This window comes from Variovorax palleresanus, from assembly GCF_051144945.1.
Lineage (GTDB): Bacteria > Pseudomonadota > Gammaproteobacteria > Burkholderiales > Burkholderiaceae_C > Variovorax > Variovorax paradoxus_S.
The window spans coordinates 1,649,307-1,669,193 of the sequence record NZ_JBJNVP010000002.1; the positions used below are offsets into that span (position 1 = coordinate 1,649,307).

A 19,887-nucleotide genomic window follows, 5' to 3' on the forward strand; every position below is an offset into this window, starting at 1 on the left:
CGCGCCGCGGGCACGCCCCTGCGTGTCGGAGGGAGTCCCAGATTTCTCCGACTTTGGCGGGAACCATGCGGCGATATGAATCCATCCAAGTCCGCAGCGGCCGTCGCTGCATTGCTCACCGCGCTTACATGCGGCCCGGCCTGGGCCGCCGATCCGTTCACCGTCAGGGACATCCGGCTCGAAGGCCTGCAACGCGTCGAGCCGGGAACGATCTTCTCGACCCTCGGCATCAAGGCCGGAGACACCTACAGCGACGAACGCGGCAGCGCGGCCATCCGATCGCTGTTCGAGCTCGGCCTCTTCAAGGACGTGCACATCGACATCAACGGCAACGTGCTGGTGGTGGTGGTCGAGGAGCGGCCCACCATCGCGGACGTCGATTTTGTCGGCAGCAAGGAGTTCGACAAGGCCGTGCTGCAAAAAGCGCTGCGCGAAGTCGGCCTAGCCGATGGCCGGCCCTACGACAAGGCGCTGGCCGATCGTGCCGAGCAGGAGCTCAAGCGCCAGTACATCAGCCACAGCCTCTACAACGCGCAGGTCATCACCACCGTGACGCCGCTCGAGCGCAACCGCGTGAACCTGACCTTCACCGTGACCGAGGGCGAGTCGGCGCGCATCACGGACGTGCGCGTGGTCGGTGCCAAGGCCTTCAGCGAAGGCACCCTGCTCGACCTGTTCGACCAGGACAAGGGCGGCTGGCTGAGCTGGTACACCAAGTCGAACCAGTATTCGCGCAGCAAGCTCAATGGCGACCTGGAAACGCTGCGCTCCTTCTACATCACGCGCGGCTATCTCGAGTTCCGCATCGACTCAACGCAGGTTGCCATATCGCCCGACCGCGAGACGATCACGCTCACGGTCAACATCACCGAAGGCGAGAAGTTCGCGGTGGCCGGCGTCAAGCTGGACGGCAACTACCTGGGCCGGGAAGACGAGTTCAAGTCGCTCGTGACGATTCGCCCGGGCCAGCCCTACAACGGCGAAGACGTGAGCGCCACCACCAAGGCCTTCACCGATTACTTCGGGACCTTCGGCTACGCGTTCGCGCGCGTGAAGGCGGAACCGGAGATCGACCGCACCAACCGCCGCGTCGTGATGGTGCTGCGGGCCGAACCCTCGCGGCGCGCCTACGTGCGGCGCCTGAACATCGGCGGCAATGCGAGGACGCGCGACGAGGTCATACGCCGCGAGTTCCGCCAGTACGAGGGCGCCTGGTACGACGGCAACAAGATCAAGCTCTCGCGCGACCGCGTGGACCGGCTGGGCTTCTTTACCGATGTGAACGTCGAAACCACCGAGGTGCCGGGCTCGCCCGACCTGGTCGACCTCGCGGTCACCGTGGCCGAAAAGCCGACCGGCTCGCTGCAGCTGGGCGCGGGCTATTCATCGACCGACAAGGTGTCGCTGAGCTTCGGCATCACGCAGGAGAACGTGTTCGGCTCGGGCAACTACCTGGGGCTGCAGGTCAACACGAGCTCCTACAACCGCACCATTTCCCTCACCGCCACCGACCCGTACTTCACGCCGGGCGGCATCTCGCGCACGTTCAACGTGTTCCACACCACCACCCGCCCCTACTACGAAGCGGACGGCAACTACAAGCTCGCGAGCGACGGCGGTTCAGTGCGCTTCGGGCTGCCGCTGGGCGAGCTGGACACGGTGTATCTGGGCATCGGCGTGGAGCGCTACAGCTTCACGCCCGGCACCAATGGCGCCTACACGCTGGTCGACGGCTCTTACGTCTACACCGGCACGCCGCAGGCCTATCTCGACTATTTCCAGTGCACGGGCACCGCGCCAAGCGTGGTGTGCGCATCGAAGAACATGGTGGGCATTCCCGCGACCATCGGCTGGGGCCGCGACGACCGCGACAGCGCGCTGGTGCCCACCAGCGGCCGCCTGCAAACCGCCAACCTCGAGGTGGGCGTGGGCAGCGAGCTGCGCTACCTGAAGACCAACTACCAGTACCAGCAGTACTTCCCGCTTTCCAAGCAATACACGCTGGCCATCAACGGCCAGCTCGGCTACGCAAGGGCGCTCGGCGGCACCGCCTACCCCATCTTCAAGAACTTCTATGCGGGCGGGCTGGGCTCCATCCGCGGCTTCGAGCAGAACTCGCTGGGGCCGACGGACGCGGTGACGGGCGGTGCGCTCGGCGGCACGCGCAAGGCGATCTTCAACATGGAATTCAGCACACCTTTTCCGGGCGCGGGCAACGACAAGACGCTGCGGCTCTACACCTTCCTGGATGCCGGCAACGTGTTCGCGGAACGCACGGCGAGCATGACCGACGCACAGTGGAAAGCCCAGAACCGCCTTCGCGCATCGGCTGGCGTGGGCATCAGCTGGATCTCCCCGCTCGGTCCGTTGCGCCTGGCCTATGCGGTGCCCATCGTCTACCAGAAGCTCGACGAGGCCAACGGCATTGCCGCGGACCGGACCCAGCGCTTCCAGTTCCAGATCGGCACCTCGTTTTGAAGCGGGAGCACCCATCCATGAGCCGCATCCTGCTGGTTGAAAAAGGCCGCGACATGGCCTCATTGCTGCTCGAAGGCCTGCAGCGCGCCGGCCATCATGTCGAGCACATCGACGACGGTGTTGCCGCACTCGACCGCATCCTCACGTCGCCGCCCGCGCTCACGCTGCTCGACACGGCGCTGCCGCGCATCGACGGCTTGCGGGTGCTCGAGGAAGTGCGCTCGCACAGCGACCATCCGATCATCGTGCTGACCGCGCGCACCCGCGAAGCGGACATGCTGCGCGGGCTCGACCTCGGTGCCGACGACTACGTGTGCAAGCCTTTTTCGCCCCGGGAGGTGGTGGCGCGCGTGAACACCGTCCTGCGCCGACATGCGCAGCGGCGGCGACTGGCCACGCCGTCGCCTTCGGTGGCGTTCGGGGACGCGCCGGGCCGCGTACAGATCGAGGGCCGGCCGGCTGTGCTCACAGGCCGCGAGCTGCGCCTGTTGCAGACGCTTTCCCGGGAGCCGGGCCGGGTGTTCCCGCGCTCGGCGCTGCTCGAAGCCGCATTCTCCGACGCACTCGACGTCAACGAACGCGCGGTCGACGGGCACATCAAGAACCTGCGCAAGAAGCTCGCCGCCGCGTCACCTTCGCACGACTGGATCCGCTCGATCTACGGCGTCGGCTTCGTCTTCGAGGAACGGTCGGCCTGAGGCCCTTTGCATGCGGGCTTCGGCGGCCGGGAATCCCGGCCACCGGTGGCCATGATCGGTGCAAGGGTCGACAGCGCAGAGTTCCCCGCGTTGCCTTTGTCGTCCTCCGGGCAGCCGTCGCGCGCGGCCAGCACAGCACCGGCCATCAGGCCGCACGAAAGCAGAAAGCCTGCGGCACGCTGAATGAACATGGGCCCGTTGTCCTGCAGCGCCTCGGTGCGAGAGAGCCACACGGCGCTCACGCGCGGCGGGGCACATTGGCCCCCTCTCCGATGAACCGCGGCTTTCTCACCTGCGTCATGGCGTCTCCTTCTTTGCCGCGGTGCCGGCCGCGGCCGAGCGGGTGGCACGCGCTTCGGCCCAGACGACCACCAGCGCCCACACGTGGGTCACCAGCCAGAAAAGGGCGGTCAGCGCAAACAGCAGTGTGTCCATGCCCGGGTCGGACCAGACTTCCGACCAGGACCACGCGGAAGCCGATGGCGCGCAATGGGCCGGCCCGGCCCATGCGAGCACGGAGGCCACAAGGGCTTGGAAAGTCTTGTTCGGGCGTCGATGCATGCGCGGATTCATGGCGTGCATCGTGCGATTCGATTCGGGAGAAATATGGGAGAAGCGTTCTCCCATATTTCTCCGCAATTCAAAATCAAGATCGGCGGTTTCCCCATGACGCCCTTCAGCCCCGAACGCATGCCGCAGAATGCGGCCATGCATCTCCCGAGCCCATGCCGCGTCTGACGCTTTCCAGGAAAATCTTCCTGGCGCTGGCCGCCCTGCTGATCGTTCTGCTGCTCAGCTTCGCGGGCCTTTCCATCGTTGCACTGCAGCGAGGCCTCGGCTCCTACGTGGCAGAGATCGAGATCCGCCGCATGGACTGGCTCTCCCAACTGCTGCTGAAGCACTACGCCGCCAACGGCGACTGGAAGAAGCTGCGCGACAACGACGATGCCTGGCACCGCCTGCAGATGGGCCGGCTCGCGGCCGTGCTCGATGGTGCCAGCAGCCCCGACGAACGAAAGCTTCCCCCTGGTACGAAAACCGCGGGCCGGGCGGCAACGGCCCCGAGGGCAGCCCAGAGAACGGCTCCCGCCCGCCCCCTCCTCCGCCATCGCCCCAACTCGACCTGCTGCCCAAGCGGTTCGTGCCGCTGCCGCCGCCATGGTCTTTTCCCGATCCGCGCGAAGCCGCCGATTCGATCTACCAGCGCCTGGCCGTGGTCGACGCGCAGGGTGCGCACGTGGTCGGGGCGAAGGTCGACCAGGAGAATGCCGCGCGCCTGCCGCTGCGGCACGGCAGGTCGGTCGTCGGCTATCTGATGCTCGCGCCGGTGCAGGGCCTGGAGAGCGAGGCCGACCGCGCCTTTCTCGCGCGCCAGTCGGGCGTGATCGGCCTCACCGGGCTGTGCGGGCTGGTGTTTGCCTTGTTGCTGTCGTGGCTGCTGGCACGCCGCTGGTTCCGGCCCATCGACGACCTCACGCAGGCGGCGCAGGATGTTGCGCGCGGGCGGCTGTCCACGCGCGTGGCCGTGCAGGGTTCGGACGAACTCGCGCTGCTCGGCAAGACCTTCAACGACATGGCGCAGCGCCTGGACACGGTCGAAGCGTCGCGCCGCGCCTGGCTGGCCGACGCGGCGCACGAGCTGCGCACCCCGCTGGCTGCCATGCGCGCCGAAATCGAGGCCCTGCAGGACGGCGTGCGCACCTTCGACGAGCGCACCGCGCTGCGGCTCCATCGGCAGGTGATCCGGCTCGGCCAGCTGGTGGACGACCTGCGCAGCAGCATGCGCGAGCCGCAAAGCGACTTGCTCACGACGGCGGTGTTTCCACTTTCGCTGCTGAAGGAAGCACTCGACCACACGCGCGACCGCTTCGCCGCACGCGGCATTGCGGTGGACCGCAGCGCGATCGACCTGGTCTCGGCGTGGGCGCAGCCGATGATCGACGGCGACGCGCACCGGCTGCACCAGGTGTTCATGAACCTGCTGGAAAACACGCTGGCCTACACCGACGCCGGCGGCCGGATGCGCATCGGCGTCACGGTCGATGGCGCCTGGTCGGGCAACCGCCTTACGCTGCATTTCGACGACAGCGCGCCGGGCGTTCCCGAGGCGGAAATGCCGCGCCTGTTCGACCGGTTGTTTCGCGGGGAATCGTCGCGCAGCCGCGAGCTTGGCGGCTCCGGGCTCGGCCTTTCGATCTGCCGCGCGGCCATCGAGGCCCACGGCGGCACCATCGATGCCCAGGCGTCCGACCTGGGTGGCCTCTGCGTGACCCTCACGCTTCCGCTTGCAAGGAGCACTTCGCCATGACCCGCATCGTCATCGTCGAGGACGAGCTCGACATCGCCTCGGTGGTGCAGGACTACCTGCGCCACGCCGGCTACGAAACCGAGCATTTCGCCGACGGCCAGAGCGCGCTCGAGCACCTCATCGCCTCGCCACCCGACCTCACGCTGCTCGACATCATGCTGCCCCGGCTCGACGGCATCGAGGTGCTGCGCCGCGCGCGCGAGCACACCAGCCATCCGATCATCATGCTCACCGCGCGCATCGAGGAAGTCGACCGCCTGCTCGGGCTGGAGCTTGGCGCCGACGACTATGTGTGCAAGCCCTTCTCCCCGCGCGAACTGGTGGCGCGCGTGCGCGCCGTGCTGCGGCGCACCCTGCCGCCCGATGACCGCGGCCAGGCCCGGCAAGGCACACCAGGCCTCGTGCTCGACGACGTGCACTGGCGCGCCTCGCTGGAGGGAACGCCGCTCAACCTCACGCGCCGCGAGTTCGGATTGCTCCAGGTGCTGTCGCGGCACCCCGGCCGCATCTTCTCGCGCGCGCGCCTGCTGGAGCTGGCCTACGACGACACCATGGACGTGACGGAACGCGCCATCGACAGCCACGTCAAGAACCTGCGGCGCAAGCTCGGTGCCGTCACGCCGTCGCACGACTGGATCCGCTCGGTCTACGGCGTGGGGTTTGCGTGGGAGGCGCCAGCGCAGGGCTGAGCGGTCTTGCTGCGATTAGAGGCCGCAGCCAAGCTGCTTTGCTTGAAGGTGAGACGCTCCGTGCCTAGACTGAAGTGCGAAGGCACCCGCAGTGCCGGGGGCCAAGGAGTTGGCCATGTACAAGCGCATCCTCGTCGCCACCGATGGCTCTTCGCTCTCCGAGCAGGCGGTTGCAACCGCCATCGACCTTGCCGTGCTGACCCGGGCCGAACTGGTGAGCGTCAACGTCGTGCACGTCCAGCCCTACGGCTATTTCGAAGGCTCGATGATGCTGAACCAGCGCGAAATCGAAGCCTCGCAAGAGCAGGCCAACCAGACCGGCCAGCGCCTCGTCGATGCGGTCCAGAGCGCCGCAACCGCCAAGGGAGTCCGCAGCACGCAGGCCATCGTCATGAAGTCGAACCAGGTGGCCGAGGCCATCATCGCGACCGCAAAGAACCAGCAGTGCGACCTGATCGTGATGGCCTCCCATGGCCGGCGCAGTTTTGCGCGGCTGCTGATGGGCAGTGAGACGCTGCATGTGCTGACGCACTCGCACATTCCGGTGCTCGTGCTGCGATAACCGCACGGTGTAGGCGGGAAAAAGCGCCCCTTTGACTCCATCTGCGGCCTCTGCACAACCGTGGAAGGTAAAGTCCACGGCATTGCTGCATCACGCAAAGGCCGTCCCAAGGGAGTCTGAATGAAATCGATGTTCCCCCGCCTCGCGGGCTGGACCCTGCTGATCTTGTCGGTCCTGGTGGCCATCTGCGTCGCGGTTGCCCTGAGCTTCGACTGGAATCGCGCCAGGCCCTGGATCAGCCAACGCGTCAGCGAAGCGACCGGCCGCCCGTTCGCGATCCAGGGCGACCTGGTTCTGCAGTGGGGCAGCCCCGAGGCCGAAACCGGCTGGCGGCGCTGGGTGCCCTGGCCCCGGTTGAAGGCACAAGACATCACGCTGGGCAATGCCGAATGGGGCAAGACCGGCCCGCACCTGGCCGAGATCAAGCAGCTGACCTTCTCCCTCAACCCGGTGCATTTGCTGAACCGCACGATCCGGATTCCGACGCTGGAACTCGACGGCCCCGTGCTTTCGCTCGAACGCACCGCCGACGGCAAGAACAACTGGACGCTGGCATCCGGCACCACCACGGCCCCATCGGTCTGGAAGCTCGAGCTGCAGCGGCTGGTGCTGAGCCATGGCACGGTCAAGCTCGTGGATGCCACGGCAAAGCTCGACCTGAAGGTCGACATCGACAGCCTGCCGAAAGAAAGCGCCGAGGGCTACGGCATCGGCTGGAAGCTCGGTGGCACCTTCCGGCAAACCCAGGTGCGCGGAAGCGGCCAGGCCGGCGCAGTGCTTTCGCTGCAGCAGGACAACAAGCCCTACCCGCTGCAAGCCGGCGTGCAGATCGGCGCCACCCGCATCGACGTCGTCGGCACGCTGACCAAACCCGACGCGCTGGCGGCGCTGGACCTGCGGCTCAAGCTCTCGGGTGCCAGCATGGCGCACCTGTACCCCATCACCGGCATCACCCTGCCCAACACGCCGCCTTTCAGCACCGAAGGCCATCTGGTCGGCAAGCTCGACAAGGCCGGCGGCCGCTGGCTCTACGAAGGCTTCAAGGGCAGCGTGGGTGCGAGCGACATTGCGGGCACGCTGGAATACATCTCGCAGCAGCCGCGGCCGCTGCTGCGCGGTCAGGTGCAATCCAACCAGCTGCGCCTGCAAGACCTGGCGCCGTTGATCGGCGCGGACTCCAACGCCAGCAAGGCCAAGCGGGGTGCGCCTGCCGTCCAGCCGGCGGACAAGGTGCTGCCGGTGGAAAAGTTCGACACGGCAAGCTGGGGCAGCATCGACGCGGACGTGAAGTTTGCGGGCCGCAAGATCCTGCATGCGAAGGACCTGCCCATCGAGAGCCTGGTGGCCGATCTGCATCTGGAGGACAGCGTGCTCTCGCTCACGCCGCTCAGCTTTGGCGTCGCGGGCGGCACGCTGGCCGCGACGGCCAGGCTGGACGGCCGGCAGAACCCGATCCGGGCGAACCTTCAGCTCTCGGCACGCCGGCTGAAAATCAAGGAGCTCTTTCCAACCCTGGACACGATGCGCGCCAGCCTGGGCGAAGTCGGCGGCGACGCCGCGTTGTCCGCCTCCGGCAACTCCATTGCAGCCCTGCTGGGCACTTCCAATGGCGAGGTGAAAGCGCTGGTGAGCAAGGGCACCATGAGCAAGTTTCTGCTCGAAGCCATGGGCTTGAACATCGGCAACGTGGTCGCGACCCAGCTCTTCGGCGACAGGCAGGTTCAGCTCAACTGCCTGGCCAGCGACTTCAAGGTGACGCAAGGCGTGATGCAGACCCGCTCCTTCGTTCTGGACACCGATGAATCGATCATCAATGTGACCGGGCTCATCAACCTCTCGAACGAGCAACTGGCGCTGGAGATCCAGCCGCGAAACAAGGCACTGCGCGTTCTTTCGCTGCGCTCGCCGCTGTACGTCAAGGGCACCCTCAAGAACCCGGATGTCGGCGTCGACAAGGGCGCGGTCGCACTCAAGCTGGGTGCCGCGGTGGCGCTGGGTGCGGTGGCACCGGCTGCCGCGCTGCTGCCGTTGTTGAACGTGGGTACGCAGGAGTTCGCGGGATGTGCCCCGCTGGAGGCTGCCGCAAGCAAGAAGCCGCAGGCACCTGCCGTCCGGCCGGTGAAGCAGCGTCAGCAATGACTATGGCTCAGGGCGCGGATCCCCGCTTGGCCGCGACAGCTGCCCGGCACGCCTCGGCGGCGCGATGCGATGCGAGCTCGAAGCAGCGCATCTGCGCCGCGCGTGCAATCGCCTCGAGCGAGCGGCGTTCCTCTGCCGCCTCGACCTGAAATTCGACGAGCCATTTCATGGCCATTGCGAGTGCGATCAAAAGGCCGACCAGGGCGGCCATCAATGTCCCCCGCCAGTTCCGGATTCGAAAGGCGGGGGGTTCGGGGTTGTCCATCGATCGCGTGGGATGACAGGCGGCTTATGGCGGAGGCCTGTTCGCGTTCAGCAATTGCCTTTCTTGGCTTGTCCGGGCGGGCAGAAGTTTCCACCTTTTTGCGCGCCCCCTCCCTCGTAGACGGGAACCACGCAGCCGCTCATGAGCAAAGAGACGGCAAAGGCAAACATCAGGGTGGCAGCGGTTTTTTTCATGGGGGCTCCTTGTTGAAATTGTGAATCGACGGCGCGAGCAGCCTGGGGCCGTCCGCATAAGCGCCAAGATAGAGGGCGCCATAACATTTTTCCAGGAACTGTTTCACGCTCGGGTTTGGTTTTCGCCGGCACGGATATCTAAGATGCAACTCTGCCCAGTACTTCACGCACTTGCAAAGATGCGACCGCAATTCAACGAACGACCATCGACATCCGTCGCGGGCCCGTTCGAAAATCAAGCGGCGCATTCCGTCAAACTCGCGTGCTGTCACCGATAGACTCCACAACCGTTCTACTGAAAAGGAACTCCTGCTTTGAACAAAACCGAACTCATTGCCGCCATCGCGGAAGACACGAACCTCAGCAAGGCCGACGCCGGCCGCGCTTTCGATTCCGCGCTCGAACACCTGTCGCGTGCCCTGGTGCGTGGCGAGTCCGTCCAACTGATCGGCTTTGGCACCTTCACCGTTGCAAGCCGTGCCGAACGCACCGGCCGCAACCCGTCGACCGGCCAGCCGATCACCATCAAGGCAAGCAAGAGTCCCAAGTTCTCGGCGGGCAAGGCGCTGAAGGACGCCGTCAACGCGGGCTGATTCTCCCCCCTTCGCATTTGCACCGACCGGCGGCGCGCACGCACTCAGCCCTGCGCGCTGCTCCACCCGCCTCCGAGCGCCTTGTACAGGTTGACCAGGTTCACGGCCTGCTTGAGCTGCAGTTCGATCAACTGCTGCTGCTCGGCATAGAGTTCGCGCTGTGCATCCTGGCTCGAGAAGTAGTCTTCCAGGCCGCCGCGAAAGCGCGTCCGGGAAATGCTGGCCACTTTTTCAAGCGACTGCACGCGCGTCTGCTGCGCCTCCAGCTGAGGTCGCAGGTGGTCGTCGGCAATCAGCGCATTGGCGGTCTCCCGGAAAGCCACTTGCGCCGCGTATTCATACGACGACATGGCGGCCGCAAGCCGCTCTTCGTTGGCGGTGATGTTGGCCGAGCGGCGCCCCCAGTCGAACAGGGGCAGCGACACACCAAGCACGCCGGCCCAGCTCCTGTTGCCGCTGCTGAGCAGCGAAGACAAATCCCCGCTGATGCCGCCCGCCAGGGCCGTGAGCGAGATGGTCGGCAGCATCGCAGCCTTGGCCGCACCCACGCCCGAATTGGCAGCTTCGACCCGCGCATAGGCGGCCAGCAGGTCGGGGCGGCGCTGCAGCAGGCTGGACGGCAGGCCCGCCGTCACAGGGGCCGTCGAGCGCTCTGGCCAGGGCCGCGCGCTGCCCGTCTCGGGCGGCACCGGCTGGCCGACCAGCACGTTCAACCACTGAAGATCCTGCGCGACGCGCATGCGGTATTCCTCTTGCCGCACCCGCGCGTTCTGCAACAGCGACTGCGCGCGATAGACGTCGAGCTGCGCGGCGCCGCCGGCCGCCTTGGCGCGGCCGATCATGTCGGCGTTGGAGGAGAGCCCGCCTTCGTTGGTATTCGCCAGCGCGAGCAACGCCCGGTCGGCGCGCAGCGTGAGATATGCGTTCGACACCTCGCCCACCAGGTTCATGCGTGCGGCCGCGTAATCCTTGTCGCCTGCTTCGGCCAAGGCGCCGCCTTGCTGCGCCGTGCTCTGCTGGCGGCCGAAGAAGTCGAGCTCGTACGAGGTCACGCCGGCCTGCACATCGAAGCTGTTGGACACGCCCCCGTTGGTCGGTACGTTGCCAATCGGGCTGAGCGACCCCTGCGGCGTGGTCTGCGCGCGCTGGGCATGGCCCGACAGCCCGATCTGCGGGAACAGCGAGGCGCGGGTTCCGGCATACACGGCTCGAGCCTCGCGTGCCTTCGCAGCGTAGACGCGCAGGTCGCGGTTCTGCTTGAGGGCGGTGTCAATCAGCCCGCGCAGTTCCTCGTCCTGCACGAAACTGCGCCAGTCCACCGGCTCGGCGCTTGGCGCCGTGGTGCCGGCCGGCCATTGCGTAGGCACGGCGAGGTCGGGCTGCTTCATCGGCGGCGTGAGATTGCATCCGCTCACCACCAGCACCACGCAGGTTGCGATCACCAGCAGGAACAGCCGCAGAAAGAGGCGCATGAAGCCCGCTCCAGGCGCGCCGAACCCCGCGCTCTCGAGCAATGCCGAAGCGGCTCGCCATGGCCGCACCTGGACTGCGACGTGGCTTGGCGGCACGGTGAACACGTGGCTCACCAATTGTTCGCGCTGGGCCTCCGAGGTGGCGTCGAAGCGCAGCTCGGCGCCCGCGGAGCTTTTGCGCGCAAGGCGCGCCGGTAGCCAGCCCACGGTATCGACATACACCTCCAGAGGTTGCCCCACGCGCATGCGTTTCAGCGGCGCCTTGGCTTCCACCAGGGCCCCGTCCGCCGCGATGTTGACGAAGCGTGCCTCGCCCTCACCCGCCGCGGTACGCACCCGGGTGCGCGCGCGCCAGGGGAAGCGCTCTTCCTGCTCCGGCCGCGGCAAGTCGACACAGGCCATGAGCGCGGCCAGGCACAGCAGCAGTGCGATACCGGTCCACACGAGGTTGAGCTCGTCGCCGGGCGTGAGCGCCTCTCCGCTCAAGGCCACCGATGCGCCGCCGAGCTGCAGCGCCACCAGCAGCCCGCCGAACATGGCGACCAGCTTCCAGTGCACGACCGTCTTCGAGCGGTCGAGCCCCTTGTTCGTCACCTTGAAAGGCCGGCCGAAGGGCCGCAGCATCGCGCTTGCAAGCGTGCTGGTAACAGCCATGGCCGCCACCAGCTGGCTCACCTCGCTGAAGACGGGCAGGCAGCGCCGCTCGCTGATCCAGTAGCTGTAGGCCCAGAACATCACGAGCGGCGGCAAACCGTAGGCGGCAAAGGCCTGCGGCGAGGCATGGAAGACCGAGACGCCCGCATACCAGTACAGCGCAGGCGCCAGCATGATCAGCGCCATGAAGGGCTTGCCGAGCCAGTGCAGCAGGCCGTGCAAGAAGTGCATCCGCGCCGAGAGGCTGTAGCCCTTGCCGCGCAGCGGCCCCTGGGGCAGGAGCGCGAGCTGCACCGTGCCCAGACACCAGCGGCTGCGCTGGTTGATGTAGTCGATGATGCTCTCGGCCGACAAGCCGTTCGACAGCCGTTCGCCCAGCCAGCGCGTAACGTGGCCATGGCGCAGCAGCAGGTAGGTGGTGTGGATGTCTTCGCACACGCTGCCCACCGGAAAGCCGCCCGCGGCGGTGATCAGGTCGCGCCGCACGATGAACGAGGTGCCCACGCAGAAGGCCGAGTCCACGGCATCCTTGGCCGGCTGCAGCACGTCGAAGAACACGCGCTGCTCGTCGACCCAGCTGTCGGTGGCGCGCAGGTTGTGCTGGATGGGGTCGGCGTTGTAATAGAACTGCGGCGTCTGCACCAGCCCCACCTTGCGGTCCGCGAACAGGCCCAGCATGCGATAGATGATCTGCCGCTGCGGCGCAAAGTCGGCATCGAGCACCAGGATGTACGGCGCGTTGGTCACGCCCGCCGAAATGCGCAGCCCGTTGTTGAGATTGCCCGCCTTGGCGTGGCTGTTGTCGGGCCGCCGCGCATAGTGCACGCCCTTGCGCTCGCAATAGTCGCGCAGCCAGTCGCGCCGGGTGTCGTCGAGCACCCAGACCTTCACCTGCGGATAGTCGATGGCCTGTGCGGCGATGATGGTTTTTTCCAGCACGGCCAGCTCTTCGTTGTAGGTGCAGATGAAGACGTCCACCGCCGGCACCTTGGCACCAAGGCGCCGCAGCTCGGCTTCGCCGCGGTCGGCCAGCGCATGGTTGTCGCGCCGCCGCACCAGCATGTGGATGGACATCAGCGTGTAGACGATGGCCGTGAGCTCGAACGCGAGGAACACCCACGCAAACAGGGTTTCGAAGCCCAGGTCAGACGGCGGCATGGTGGCGACCACGCGCCACACCGCATACCGCATCAACAGCAGCGCCGTGAGTCCGCCAAACAGCATGCGATGGGAGGCGTGCTGGACCCGCCCCCATGTCATCAAGAGAAGTGCGAGCCCCGCAACGAGTGCGTTGAGCTGGAACTCCGGTGTGGCAATCAGGTGGGACATGGTGAAGCAGCTCCTGCGGCAATGGTCTTGCCGGTAAAGGGGTTGAAGCCCGTCGCGGCCAGCGCGATCCAGGCGGTGGCGCCGAGGTGGGGCCAGCGGTAGTAGAAAAAGTCGGCACCCGCCGAGTCCGGGCCAATGGCCAGGCCGGTGGAGATGCGCGCACTGGGCGTTGCGTAGTACAGGCCGTTGCCGGCGCGCTGCGACGCCAGCAGTTGCCACAACGCTTCGGGCGCCGAGCCCTTGAGCGCCACCAGGGTTGCGGCGGCCTGTGCGGTGCCCTCGGTCCAGATGCCGTCAGGGTTGCGCGAGAAGCCGTAGCCCTCGCCGGAGCGATGGTTCTTCTCCACCCAATCGAGCCCGCGCGTCCAGGCGCATGAGCCCTCGGGCGCGGCCAGTATTGGCCACAGCTGCGCGTCCAGGCCAGAGCCCTCGGTGGAGATGGTGGCGCCGTCTTCCTTGGTGCCGATGTAGAAGCGCTGCTCCGACGGGCTCCACATGCGGCGCACAAACTCGAGCGCGGTGCGCGCCTGCTGCCGCTCCGCGTCGGCCTGCCCGCCTGCTGCACGCGCCGCCCACGCGGCCGTCATGGCGATGTCGATGTTGTGCTCGGTCGATTTCCAGGTCTGCGCGCGCTGCGCGTTGTCCCAGCCATACCAGCCGCCGTTGTAGCCGTCGGGCGCGTTTTTGGCGCGCGTGCGCTGCTCGATCCAGCCGAGCAGCTTGCGTGCATTTGCCAGATACGCGGGCGATGGTTCGGCCTCGTTCAGGTTCAGCAGCAGCAAGGCCGCCCAAGCCACGTTGCCCGTGGCTGTGCTCACCTGATAGGCATCGGCGATCCACTGGTTCTTGGCCGTGTCCCAGCGCCCCGGCAGCGCGGCTTTGTCCTCCGTCATGGGACCCGCGCGATAGGCGTTGCGCACACGCCCATCGGCCGTGTTGGGATCGCGCTCCATCGCACGCACCACGGCGTCGCCGATGCGCTTGGCCGATGCGGCGTCGCCGCAGGCCAGCAGCGCGATGCCCGCCAGTGCGTTGTCGTAGGTGAAGGCCGCGCCCACCAACGCAGGCTCCAGCGGCGTGCCCTGCTTCGCGTCGGCCAGCCGGTAGCTGGCGAGGAACAGCGGCCCGGAAGCAGCGCCCTTCTGATCTTCCGCCACGGCGCGCCGCAGCCCCTCGCAGCTCTGCCGCGCAAGCGCTTGCTGCGCCGCGCCGCCGGGCTGCCGCGGCTGCTGGGCCAACGCCGCGGACATCGGCAGCGCCAAGGCCGCCGATGCCACGGCGCAATGCGCCAGAGTCCGGGAGAACGGGAAGAGCTGCATGGTTTGCTTTCGAAGCGGGCGGTACGTCTGTGCCCGTGCTCAGGACTTGAGGCTGGCCGATACCACCTTGCCGGGCGCGCACAGGTTGTTGCCCGCGGCGGTTGCGGCCGACGACACGTCCTTGGCCTCGATGCGCGCCACCGCGTAGAGGGAGCCCTGCTCGGCGAAGGGGAACGGCACGCTGTAGGTGCTCTGCAGTTCTTCAGACGCCACCGGCAGCAACTGCTCCACGCGCGCCGGCACCGCGGCGCCGTTTTCGGTCAGGGTTACGTCCAGCGTCGAGCCGATGCTGAGGCGCTTGGCCACCCGCGCCGGAAACACCGCCACCACGCCGAGCCGGCTGCAGTCGGTCACGCGCACCAGCGAGGCACCCGCCGTGACGTACGCGCCTTCGGGTGCGAGCACCGAGTGAACCTGCCCCGCCTGCGAGGCCTTGATTTCGTAAGAGGACAGCTTCTCGACCCGGCGCCGTTCCTCGTCTTCGAGCTGGATCACCTGCTTGAGCTGCTGGAGGATGGCGGCGCCGTCCTGCTGGGCACGGCCGACGCTGTTGCGCAGCACCTCGCGCCGGCTTGCGAGCGTCTGGAAGAGGCTGTTGCCACCCGTGCCCACGAACGCACCCTGCCCCGCGCTGGCCACCGTCTGGGCCTGCCCGGCAAAGGCTTGCTCCGCCACCGACGCATTGGCGCGCGCCGTGTTCAGTTGCGCCATCGACGCGTTCATCACCTGCTCGCTGATGGCGCCCTGCTCCAGCAAGGCCTGGTTGGTCTTGACCTTGTTCTCCTGCTCTTCGACCATGCTGTGCGCCACGTCGCGCTGGCGCCGCGCAATCTGCCAGGCCTCCCAGGCCTGGGCCACGGAAGCCTCGCGGTGAACCGAGGCCTCCTGCCCGACGGACCTCATCTCCTGGTTGTCGGCCTTGAACTGGTTGCCCAGCTGCGCCAACTGGCTCTGCAGCGCGAGATGCTGCGAACGCAGCGTCGTGAGAATCTCCTGGCTCACGGTCGGGTTGCGCACCGTGGCCACCACGGTGCCGGGCTCCACCACGTCACGCGCATGCACCACCATCTGCGACACCACGCCGTTGATAGGCGACGTGATCAGGCCGACAGGCGCCTGCAGCACCGCCCGCGTGGCCTGCGAAGACAGCAGCGGCTGGACCAGTGTGGCCACCATCAGCCACAGCACGAAGGCCAGCAGCGCATAGGCCGCCAGCTTGGGAACGAAGGCGCCCGCCTGCCGGCCTCGATGAGGGCTGCGCGGAACCCGACGGGCCCTCGCGCTGGCAGTGCGGCGATCGCCGCGGGGAAAAACAAATGAAGGCAGTTTCGACACACGCATACCCCACCTCTTGATGCGAAGGCGTGCGCCGGAAATCGGCGCAACATCCATGAATGAAAGGGAACTCGCCTGTAGCCCGAACGGAGCCGCCGGCGCCTCGAGGGCCGCCGCGTCCGCATGCTGCAGTGCAATACGAAGGTACGGCCAAAGCCGATTTACCACTGCTTCGGTGAGCAACAAGATGTGCGGACTTCACATCCTGACCGACCATTCGGTCGAGCTAACTTCCTACAGTGGCGTCGGATTTATCGCTGTTGACAACGAAAGGCCTCGTCCGGCAGGCAAAGGCGGCCGGTTTCAGGACTGCCCAGCAAGCGCTCCAAGCCGCGTCCGCAAAAAGCGCCGGAGCGCGGAAATCGAGCCATCGGGATGCGGCAGCCGCGACCTGGGTTAGCCGAACATATCCGGTAACCAACCCGTGCGACTCTGACGGATTTAGGCAACGCCGAGGCCGAGAAAAAAGCGGCCAGCGTGCCATTCCGCAACGGTCTCGAAGGGGTCGCGCTTCCGCCCGCACAAGGCACTTCACGAGGCGGCCGTTTACAAGCGCCGTACGCACGACACAGCGCAATACAAGCACCTGCACAGTTGCATTCATAGTGCTCATCCGCGGTCTCTGGCGCCTTGCCAAGGAGTTTGCGAAAGCCACCCCACAACGCCCTTCGGCCACCTTACCGAGGGCCCATCGGAGCACAAGTCGTGTCATCGCCGAAAAAGAATGCCGCCTTCCTCGGGTCGATCTCGGGCCACAGCCTCCGGGCGTGGCTGTGGAGCGCAGGAAGAAGCAGGCCTCGTTCGCGTGCACCGGCCGGATCTAGCGCGCAGAGATGTAGCGTTTTTTAGTTAATGCCATGTAACGCCATCCGGCGTTACCGACAGGCCAACCGGGCGCTTGGACGCACGCGCGCGGCGGAATGCCCGCCGACTACGCGACGTCAGAGGGGCATGTCATGTTCACACGCTACGCCATTCGCACGCTGCTTTGCGTTGCCGCCGTGCCCGCCATCTCCGAAGAGCCCGCCGCACCAATCCATGACCGCGTGTTTCTGAGCAAAACCGAGATCGAGACCACCTTGATCGGCAAGCCCATCGTTTCAAGCAATCTTTCGACCGGCATGGTCTCGCGCTGGCAGTTCTATTCGGACGGCCGCGTCGACTTTGCCAACCAAAGCGGGCCCGGCAAGGCGTCGGGGAAGTGGTTTCTCAACCCCGATGGCTCAATGTGCGTGACGATGATTTCTCGGACCGGGTGCCGCTACTGGTTCAGGAACGAGAAGGACGGCGCCCTTGCGAATGCCGATACCAGGGAGCCGAATGCACCTACGGTGGCTGAGATACGGTTTGAGTAGTAGTGCGAGGTCGAGTGGTTGGGCCTGGGATAGGCGAGGTTTTGCCAGCCAGTTCTCCCAGTCAGCCTCGGGCAGAAGAGAGAACTCAGTCGACGATGCGACCGGCAAGCGGTCATCCTCACATGGCTGCAAGCCTCAACCTGCCTGAGACCTCGCAGCAACTTCGGCCATAAGCCTCTGCATCACACCGGGATCGAAGGCCAAAGCGATGTTGATGCAGAACGAGAATCGAAACCAGATCGTGAAGAGGCTGAGGTCTCCCGTGTTAGCCATTGCAAAGCGATAGTTAAACTGGTCGCTCAGGTCGACGGTGGCTCGACGCAGGTTGGCAAAACCTGTGGGCACTGTGAAGATGTCTTCGGGGATCGTCCCCTCGATCTGATTGAAGTTGGTGAACCAACGATGCCGAATTGCTGCCTCGGTTGGCACAATGCGCTCAGAATGCTTGAAGTGCAGGGCCTTGGCAAGCTTCTCCGCAAATACTGGCACTGCCAGGCGCGCAGGCTCCGGGACGCTCATTAGCGGCAAGTCGCTATAGGTCTGGCCAGGATCCGGCTTGAGTCCCACACGCCGCGCGAGCTCACGCTTTCGATTCGCAGTGAGTTGCATTGACCTCAGCATGCCGGGCTTCAATAGCGGGCGTGCAAGACGCTCCAATTCCGGTTGCGATGACGCAGACTCGGCGTCTGCGCCGGGGTGTAGGCGAGACATAAGCGCAACCCAGGATTCGGCTGTCTTGCTGCCTGCGTTGCACGTCATACAGGCTGGAAAGACGTATCCCTCCGGCCATTGTCGGCGAGAAAAGATCGCGCGCGGCGGGCAATGGTCAACCGTAGTAGCCGCGGTGCAGCCGCCACAAAAAATGCACTGATTCGTCTTCGAGAATGCGACCTCACGGGCGCTGGCCTCTTTAGTCCGTGCCTGCCCCATTACGCGGCCTATATCGGCACGACGCTGCCTGCCGGCACTCGCCTGAGGAGAAAAACTCGATCCATCAGGTTCTGAATTTTCTCTTCGGCGAAAGTACGTTCTGTCATCGTTGGTCTGTCTTTGAGGGGCGCTTGGCAACTCAGCCGGTGCATGGGTCAGTCTACGGCGAATCGGCCTTCCTCTGCCACGCCACCGCCGCCGCGCACCACTCCTGCCTGCACTCAGCGCTTCGAACTAAGCTGCGCCGACCGATTGCACGAGTATCAGGTCGTCAGCCTCGAGTCCTTCTGCCGTGAACAGTTCTGGAGTAGCCTCCTCTGGAATTCCTTCCAGCATAAGCGCCGCTCTTGCTTGTTGAAAGGCTCGCCGAACAGACAAGCCGAACCCCAGCGCTGAGTAGAACTGCGACGAGAAGACACGAGCAGCATCGTCTCCAATTGAGGTGTTCATTCCGATCGCAGCAGGAACATGCTCAACGACAGCCTCTGCCTGACCGCGGGAGTAACACGTGTTGAAGAACACCAACTGGATATCGTCAGACCCGGCCGCCATGGTCTGCACAATCGCCTCCTTCGATACCAACTTCGCATTTCCAGCGTTGTCCTGAAAGACGATCTCGTCTTGATCCGATCCATGCCCACTGAAGTGAACAACGGTCGGACGTATCTCGTTTATCGCCTGCAGCACGTCCATGGGCCGAACCGCCCATCGTGACTTCAATTCGACCGCGTCCCTATGCTGCGACTTTCTGATCATCTCCTCAATGCCACGAACCTCTTCGTCAAGCCTCAGCTGCTGCTGATCAATCGGGTTAGCAGCAAGAAAAAGCACGGTGATCCGGCGCGGTAACTGTTCCAGCTTTTTCAGCACATCCATCGTAAGTTGATGGTGCTGACTTACCGCTCCTGCCAGCGATGCCATACGACGCGCATTCTCCTGCGCAGCGCGCTGCTGCTCTTGGCCTTTCCGACGAGTTTCCTGAATCTCCGCGGAGGCGAGTCGTTTGTGCGCATCATTCAACCGAGTCTGCTCGCGGGCAATCCTCGTCTCGATATCAGCCACCTTTTTCTGAGATCGCGCCGCAGCCTCCTCATGCTTTTTCACATCACGAACTCGCGATTGGGCCGAGGAGGGACTAGTCGCTCGCCGCACTAAATCGGCAGCAGTATTTGCGCGCTTCTTCTCGTCAGCCACCTTGGATGCTTCTCGAGCCTTTTCTGTTTGCAGTCGAGCAATCTCTTGCTGATGTTTCAGCGCGTCTCGTCGGTAGCTCTCTGTCGTCATCTCTCCAAGCATAGCCTTGGCGTGCGCAGGCTGGCACTCCCCAAACTTACGTCTCGACTGGGCGCAGTCGTTCTACGGGATTGAACTAGATCGCTCCGGTAGGGCTCCACGAGACCCGCTGACGCGCACCAATTTTGCTGCCGCCTGGCCGGGCGGGTAGAAGATACTGAATAAACCGCCTTATGGTCGTCGCGCAAGCGGCAACGGTGATAAAGCCCAAAAGGCTTCGCCGCCAGTCTCGTAAGGCTGCACAATCAGGCCTGTTCAGCGCAAAAGGGCCCAG

Annotated in this window: 18 protein-coding genes; 9 read left to right on the forward strand and 9 right to left on the reverse strand. The window is 65.5% G+C overall.

Annotated features, from left to right (window positions below; translation table 11 throughout):
* The first annotated feature begins 75 nt into the window (after positions 1-75).
* Positions 76-2,478 (forward strand): outer membrane protein assembly factor BamA, encoded by a 2,403-nt coding sequence (gene bamA / locus ACJ7Z0_RS11540; protein WP_434789960.1) that lies wholly within the window; start codon positions 76-78, stop codon positions 2,476-2,478.
* 17 nt (positions 2,479-2,495) lie between these two features.
* The gene (locus ACJ7Z0_RS11545; RefSeq protein WP_434789961.1) at positions 2,496-3,176 is read left to right on the forward strand and encodes a response regulator; all 681 of its coding nucleotides are present in this window, start codon (positions 2,496-2,498) and stop codon (positions 3,174-3,176) included.
* Here ACJ7Z0_RS11545 and ACJ7Z0_RS11550 read toward each other — a convergent pair.
* Positions 3,137-3,367 (reverse strand): hypothetical protein, encoded by a 231-nt coding sequence (locus ACJ7Z0_RS11550; protein WP_434789962.1) that lies wholly within the window; start codon positions 3,365-3,367, stop codon positions 3,137-3,139. The genes ACJ7Z0_RS11545 and ACJ7Z0_RS11550 overlap by 40 nt on opposite strands.
* Positions 3,368-3,473: 106 nt before the next feature.
* Positions 3,474-3,611 carry a hypothetical protein gene (locus ACJ7Z0_RS11555; protein ID WP_434789963.1) on the reverse strand — a complete coding sequence of 46 codons (138 nt, stop codon included), beginning with the start codon at positions 3,609-3,611 and terminating at the stop codon, positions 3,474-3,476.
* A 290-nt stretch (positions 3,612-3,901) separates the two neighbouring features.
* Here ACJ7Z0_RS11555 and ACJ7Z0_RS11560 point away from each other — a divergent pair, with 290 nt between their 5' ends.
* The 5 genes from ACJ7Z0_RS11560 (at position 3,902) to ACJ7Z0_RS11580 (ending at position 8,874) form a co-directional block, all read left to right on the forward strand.
* The gene (locus tag ACJ7Z0_RS11560) at positions 3,902-4,492 is read left to right on the forward strand and encodes a hypothetical protein (protein WP_434789964.1); all 591 of its coding nucleotides are present in this window, start codon (positions 3,902-3,904) and stop codon (positions 4,490-4,492) included.
* Positions 4,492-5,484, forward strand: coding sequence for an ATP-binding protein (locus tag ACJ7Z0_RS11565; protein ID WP_434792652.1), 993 nt, complete (start codon positions 4,492-4,494; stop codon positions 5,482-5,484). Before ACJ7Z0_RS11560 ends, ACJ7Z0_RS11565 begins: the two co-directional genes overlap by 1 nt.
* On the forward strand, positions 5,481-6,173 hold the full coding sequence (locus tag ACJ7Z0_RS11570) for a response regulator (protein ID WP_434789965.1): 693 nt from the start codon (positions 5,481-5,483) through the stop codon (positions 6,171-6,173). The genes ACJ7Z0_RS11565 and ACJ7Z0_RS11570 overlap by 4 nt, the downstream gene beginning before the upstream one ends.
* Positions 6,174-6,288: 115 nt before the next feature.
* The gene (locus ACJ7Z0_RS11575; RefSeq protein ID WP_431128069.1) at positions 6,289-6,735 is read left to right on the forward strand and encodes a universal stress protein; all 447 of its coding nucleotides are present in this window, start codon (positions 6,289-6,291) and stop codon (positions 6,733-6,735) included.
* Between the two features lie 129 nt (positions 6,736-6,864).
* On the forward strand, positions 6,865-8,874 hold the full coding sequence (locus ACJ7Z0_RS11580; protein WP_434792653.1) for an AsmA family protein: 2,010 nt from the start codon (positions 6,865-6,867) through the stop codon (positions 8,872-8,874).
* 7 nt (positions 8,875-8,881) lie between these two features.
* Here the strand turns inward: ACJ7Z0_RS11580 and ACJ7Z0_RS11585 are convergent, their stop codons facing one another.
* Together ACJ7Z0_RS11585 and ACJ7Z0_RS11590 are read right to left on the reverse strand one after the other, a co-directional pair.
* Positions 8,882-9,139: a hypothetical protein gene (locus tag ACJ7Z0_RS11585; RefSeq protein ID WP_434789966.1), complete on the reverse strand. Its 258-nt coding sequence runs from the start codon at positions 9,137-9,139 to the stop codon at positions 8,882-8,884.
* Positions 9,140-9,186: 47 nt separating this feature from the next.
* The gene (locus tag ACJ7Z0_RS11590) at positions 9,187-9,333 is read right to left on the reverse strand and encodes a hypothetical protein (protein WP_175543374.1); all 147 of its coding nucleotides are present in this window, start codon (positions 9,331-9,333) and stop codon (positions 9,187-9,189) included.
* Between the two features lie 314 nt (positions 9,334-9,647).
* Between ACJ7Z0_RS11590 and ACJ7Z0_RS11595 the strand changes: the two genes are divergently transcribed.
* Positions 9,648-9,926: an HU family DNA-binding protein gene (locus ACJ7Z0_RS11595; RefSeq protein WP_369654826.1), complete on the forward strand. Its 279-nt coding sequence runs from the start codon at positions 9,648-9,650 to the stop codon at positions 9,924-9,926.
* A 44-nt stretch (positions 9,927-9,970) separates the two neighbouring features.
* Here the strand turns inward: ACJ7Z0_RS11595 and ACJ7Z0_RS11600 are convergent, their stop codons facing one another.
* The 3 genes from ACJ7Z0_RS11600 to ACJ7Z0_RS11610 are packed head-to-tail and all read right to left on the reverse strand — an operon-like array spanning position 9,971 to position 16,041.
* A complete protein-coding gene (locus ACJ7Z0_RS11600; protein WP_434789967.1) occupies positions 9,971-13,381 on the reverse strand; it encodes an efflux transporter outer membrane subunit in 3,411 nt (1,136 codons plus the stop codon).
* Complete coding sequence (locus ACJ7Z0_RS11605; RefSeq protein WP_434789968.1) at positions 13,369-14,700, reverse strand: hypothetical protein; 1,332 nt, start codon at positions 14,698-14,700, stop codon at positions 13,369-13,371. The genes ACJ7Z0_RS11600 and ACJ7Z0_RS11605 overlap by 13 nt, the downstream gene beginning before the upstream one ends.
* 39 nt (positions 14,701-14,739) lie before the next feature.
* The gene (locus ACJ7Z0_RS11610) at positions 14,740-16,041 is read right to left on the reverse strand and encodes an HlyD family secretion protein (protein WP_434789969.1); all 1,302 of its coding nucleotides are present in this window, start codon (positions 16,039-16,041) and stop codon (positions 14,740-14,742) included.
* A gap of 914 nt (positions 16,042-16,955) precedes the next feature.
* Here ACJ7Z0_RS11610 and ACJ7Z0_RS11615 point away from each other — a divergent pair.
* Complete coding sequence (locus ACJ7Z0_RS11615) at positions 16,956-17,390, forward strand: hypothetical protein (protein ID WP_434789970.1); 435 nt, start codon at positions 16,956-16,958, stop codon at positions 17,388-17,390.
* Positions 17,391-17,525: 135 nt separating this feature from the next.
* On the opposite strand, the gene ACJ7Z0_RS11620 is transcribed toward ACJ7Z0_RS11615, so the two are convergent.
* Positions 17,526-17,999, reverse strand: coding sequence for a hypothetical protein (locus ACJ7Z0_RS11620; RefSeq protein ID WP_434789971.1), 474 nt, complete (start codon positions 17,997-17,999; stop codon positions 17,526-17,528).
* A 555-nt stretch (positions 18,000-18,554) separates the two neighbouring features.
* Positions 18,555-19,604, reverse strand: coding sequence for a CHAT domain-containing protein (locus ACJ7Z0_RS11625; protein WP_434789972.1), 1,050 nt, complete (start codon positions 19,602-19,604; stop codon positions 18,555-18,557).
* Between the last annotated feature and the right edge of the window lie 283 nt (positions 19,605-19,887).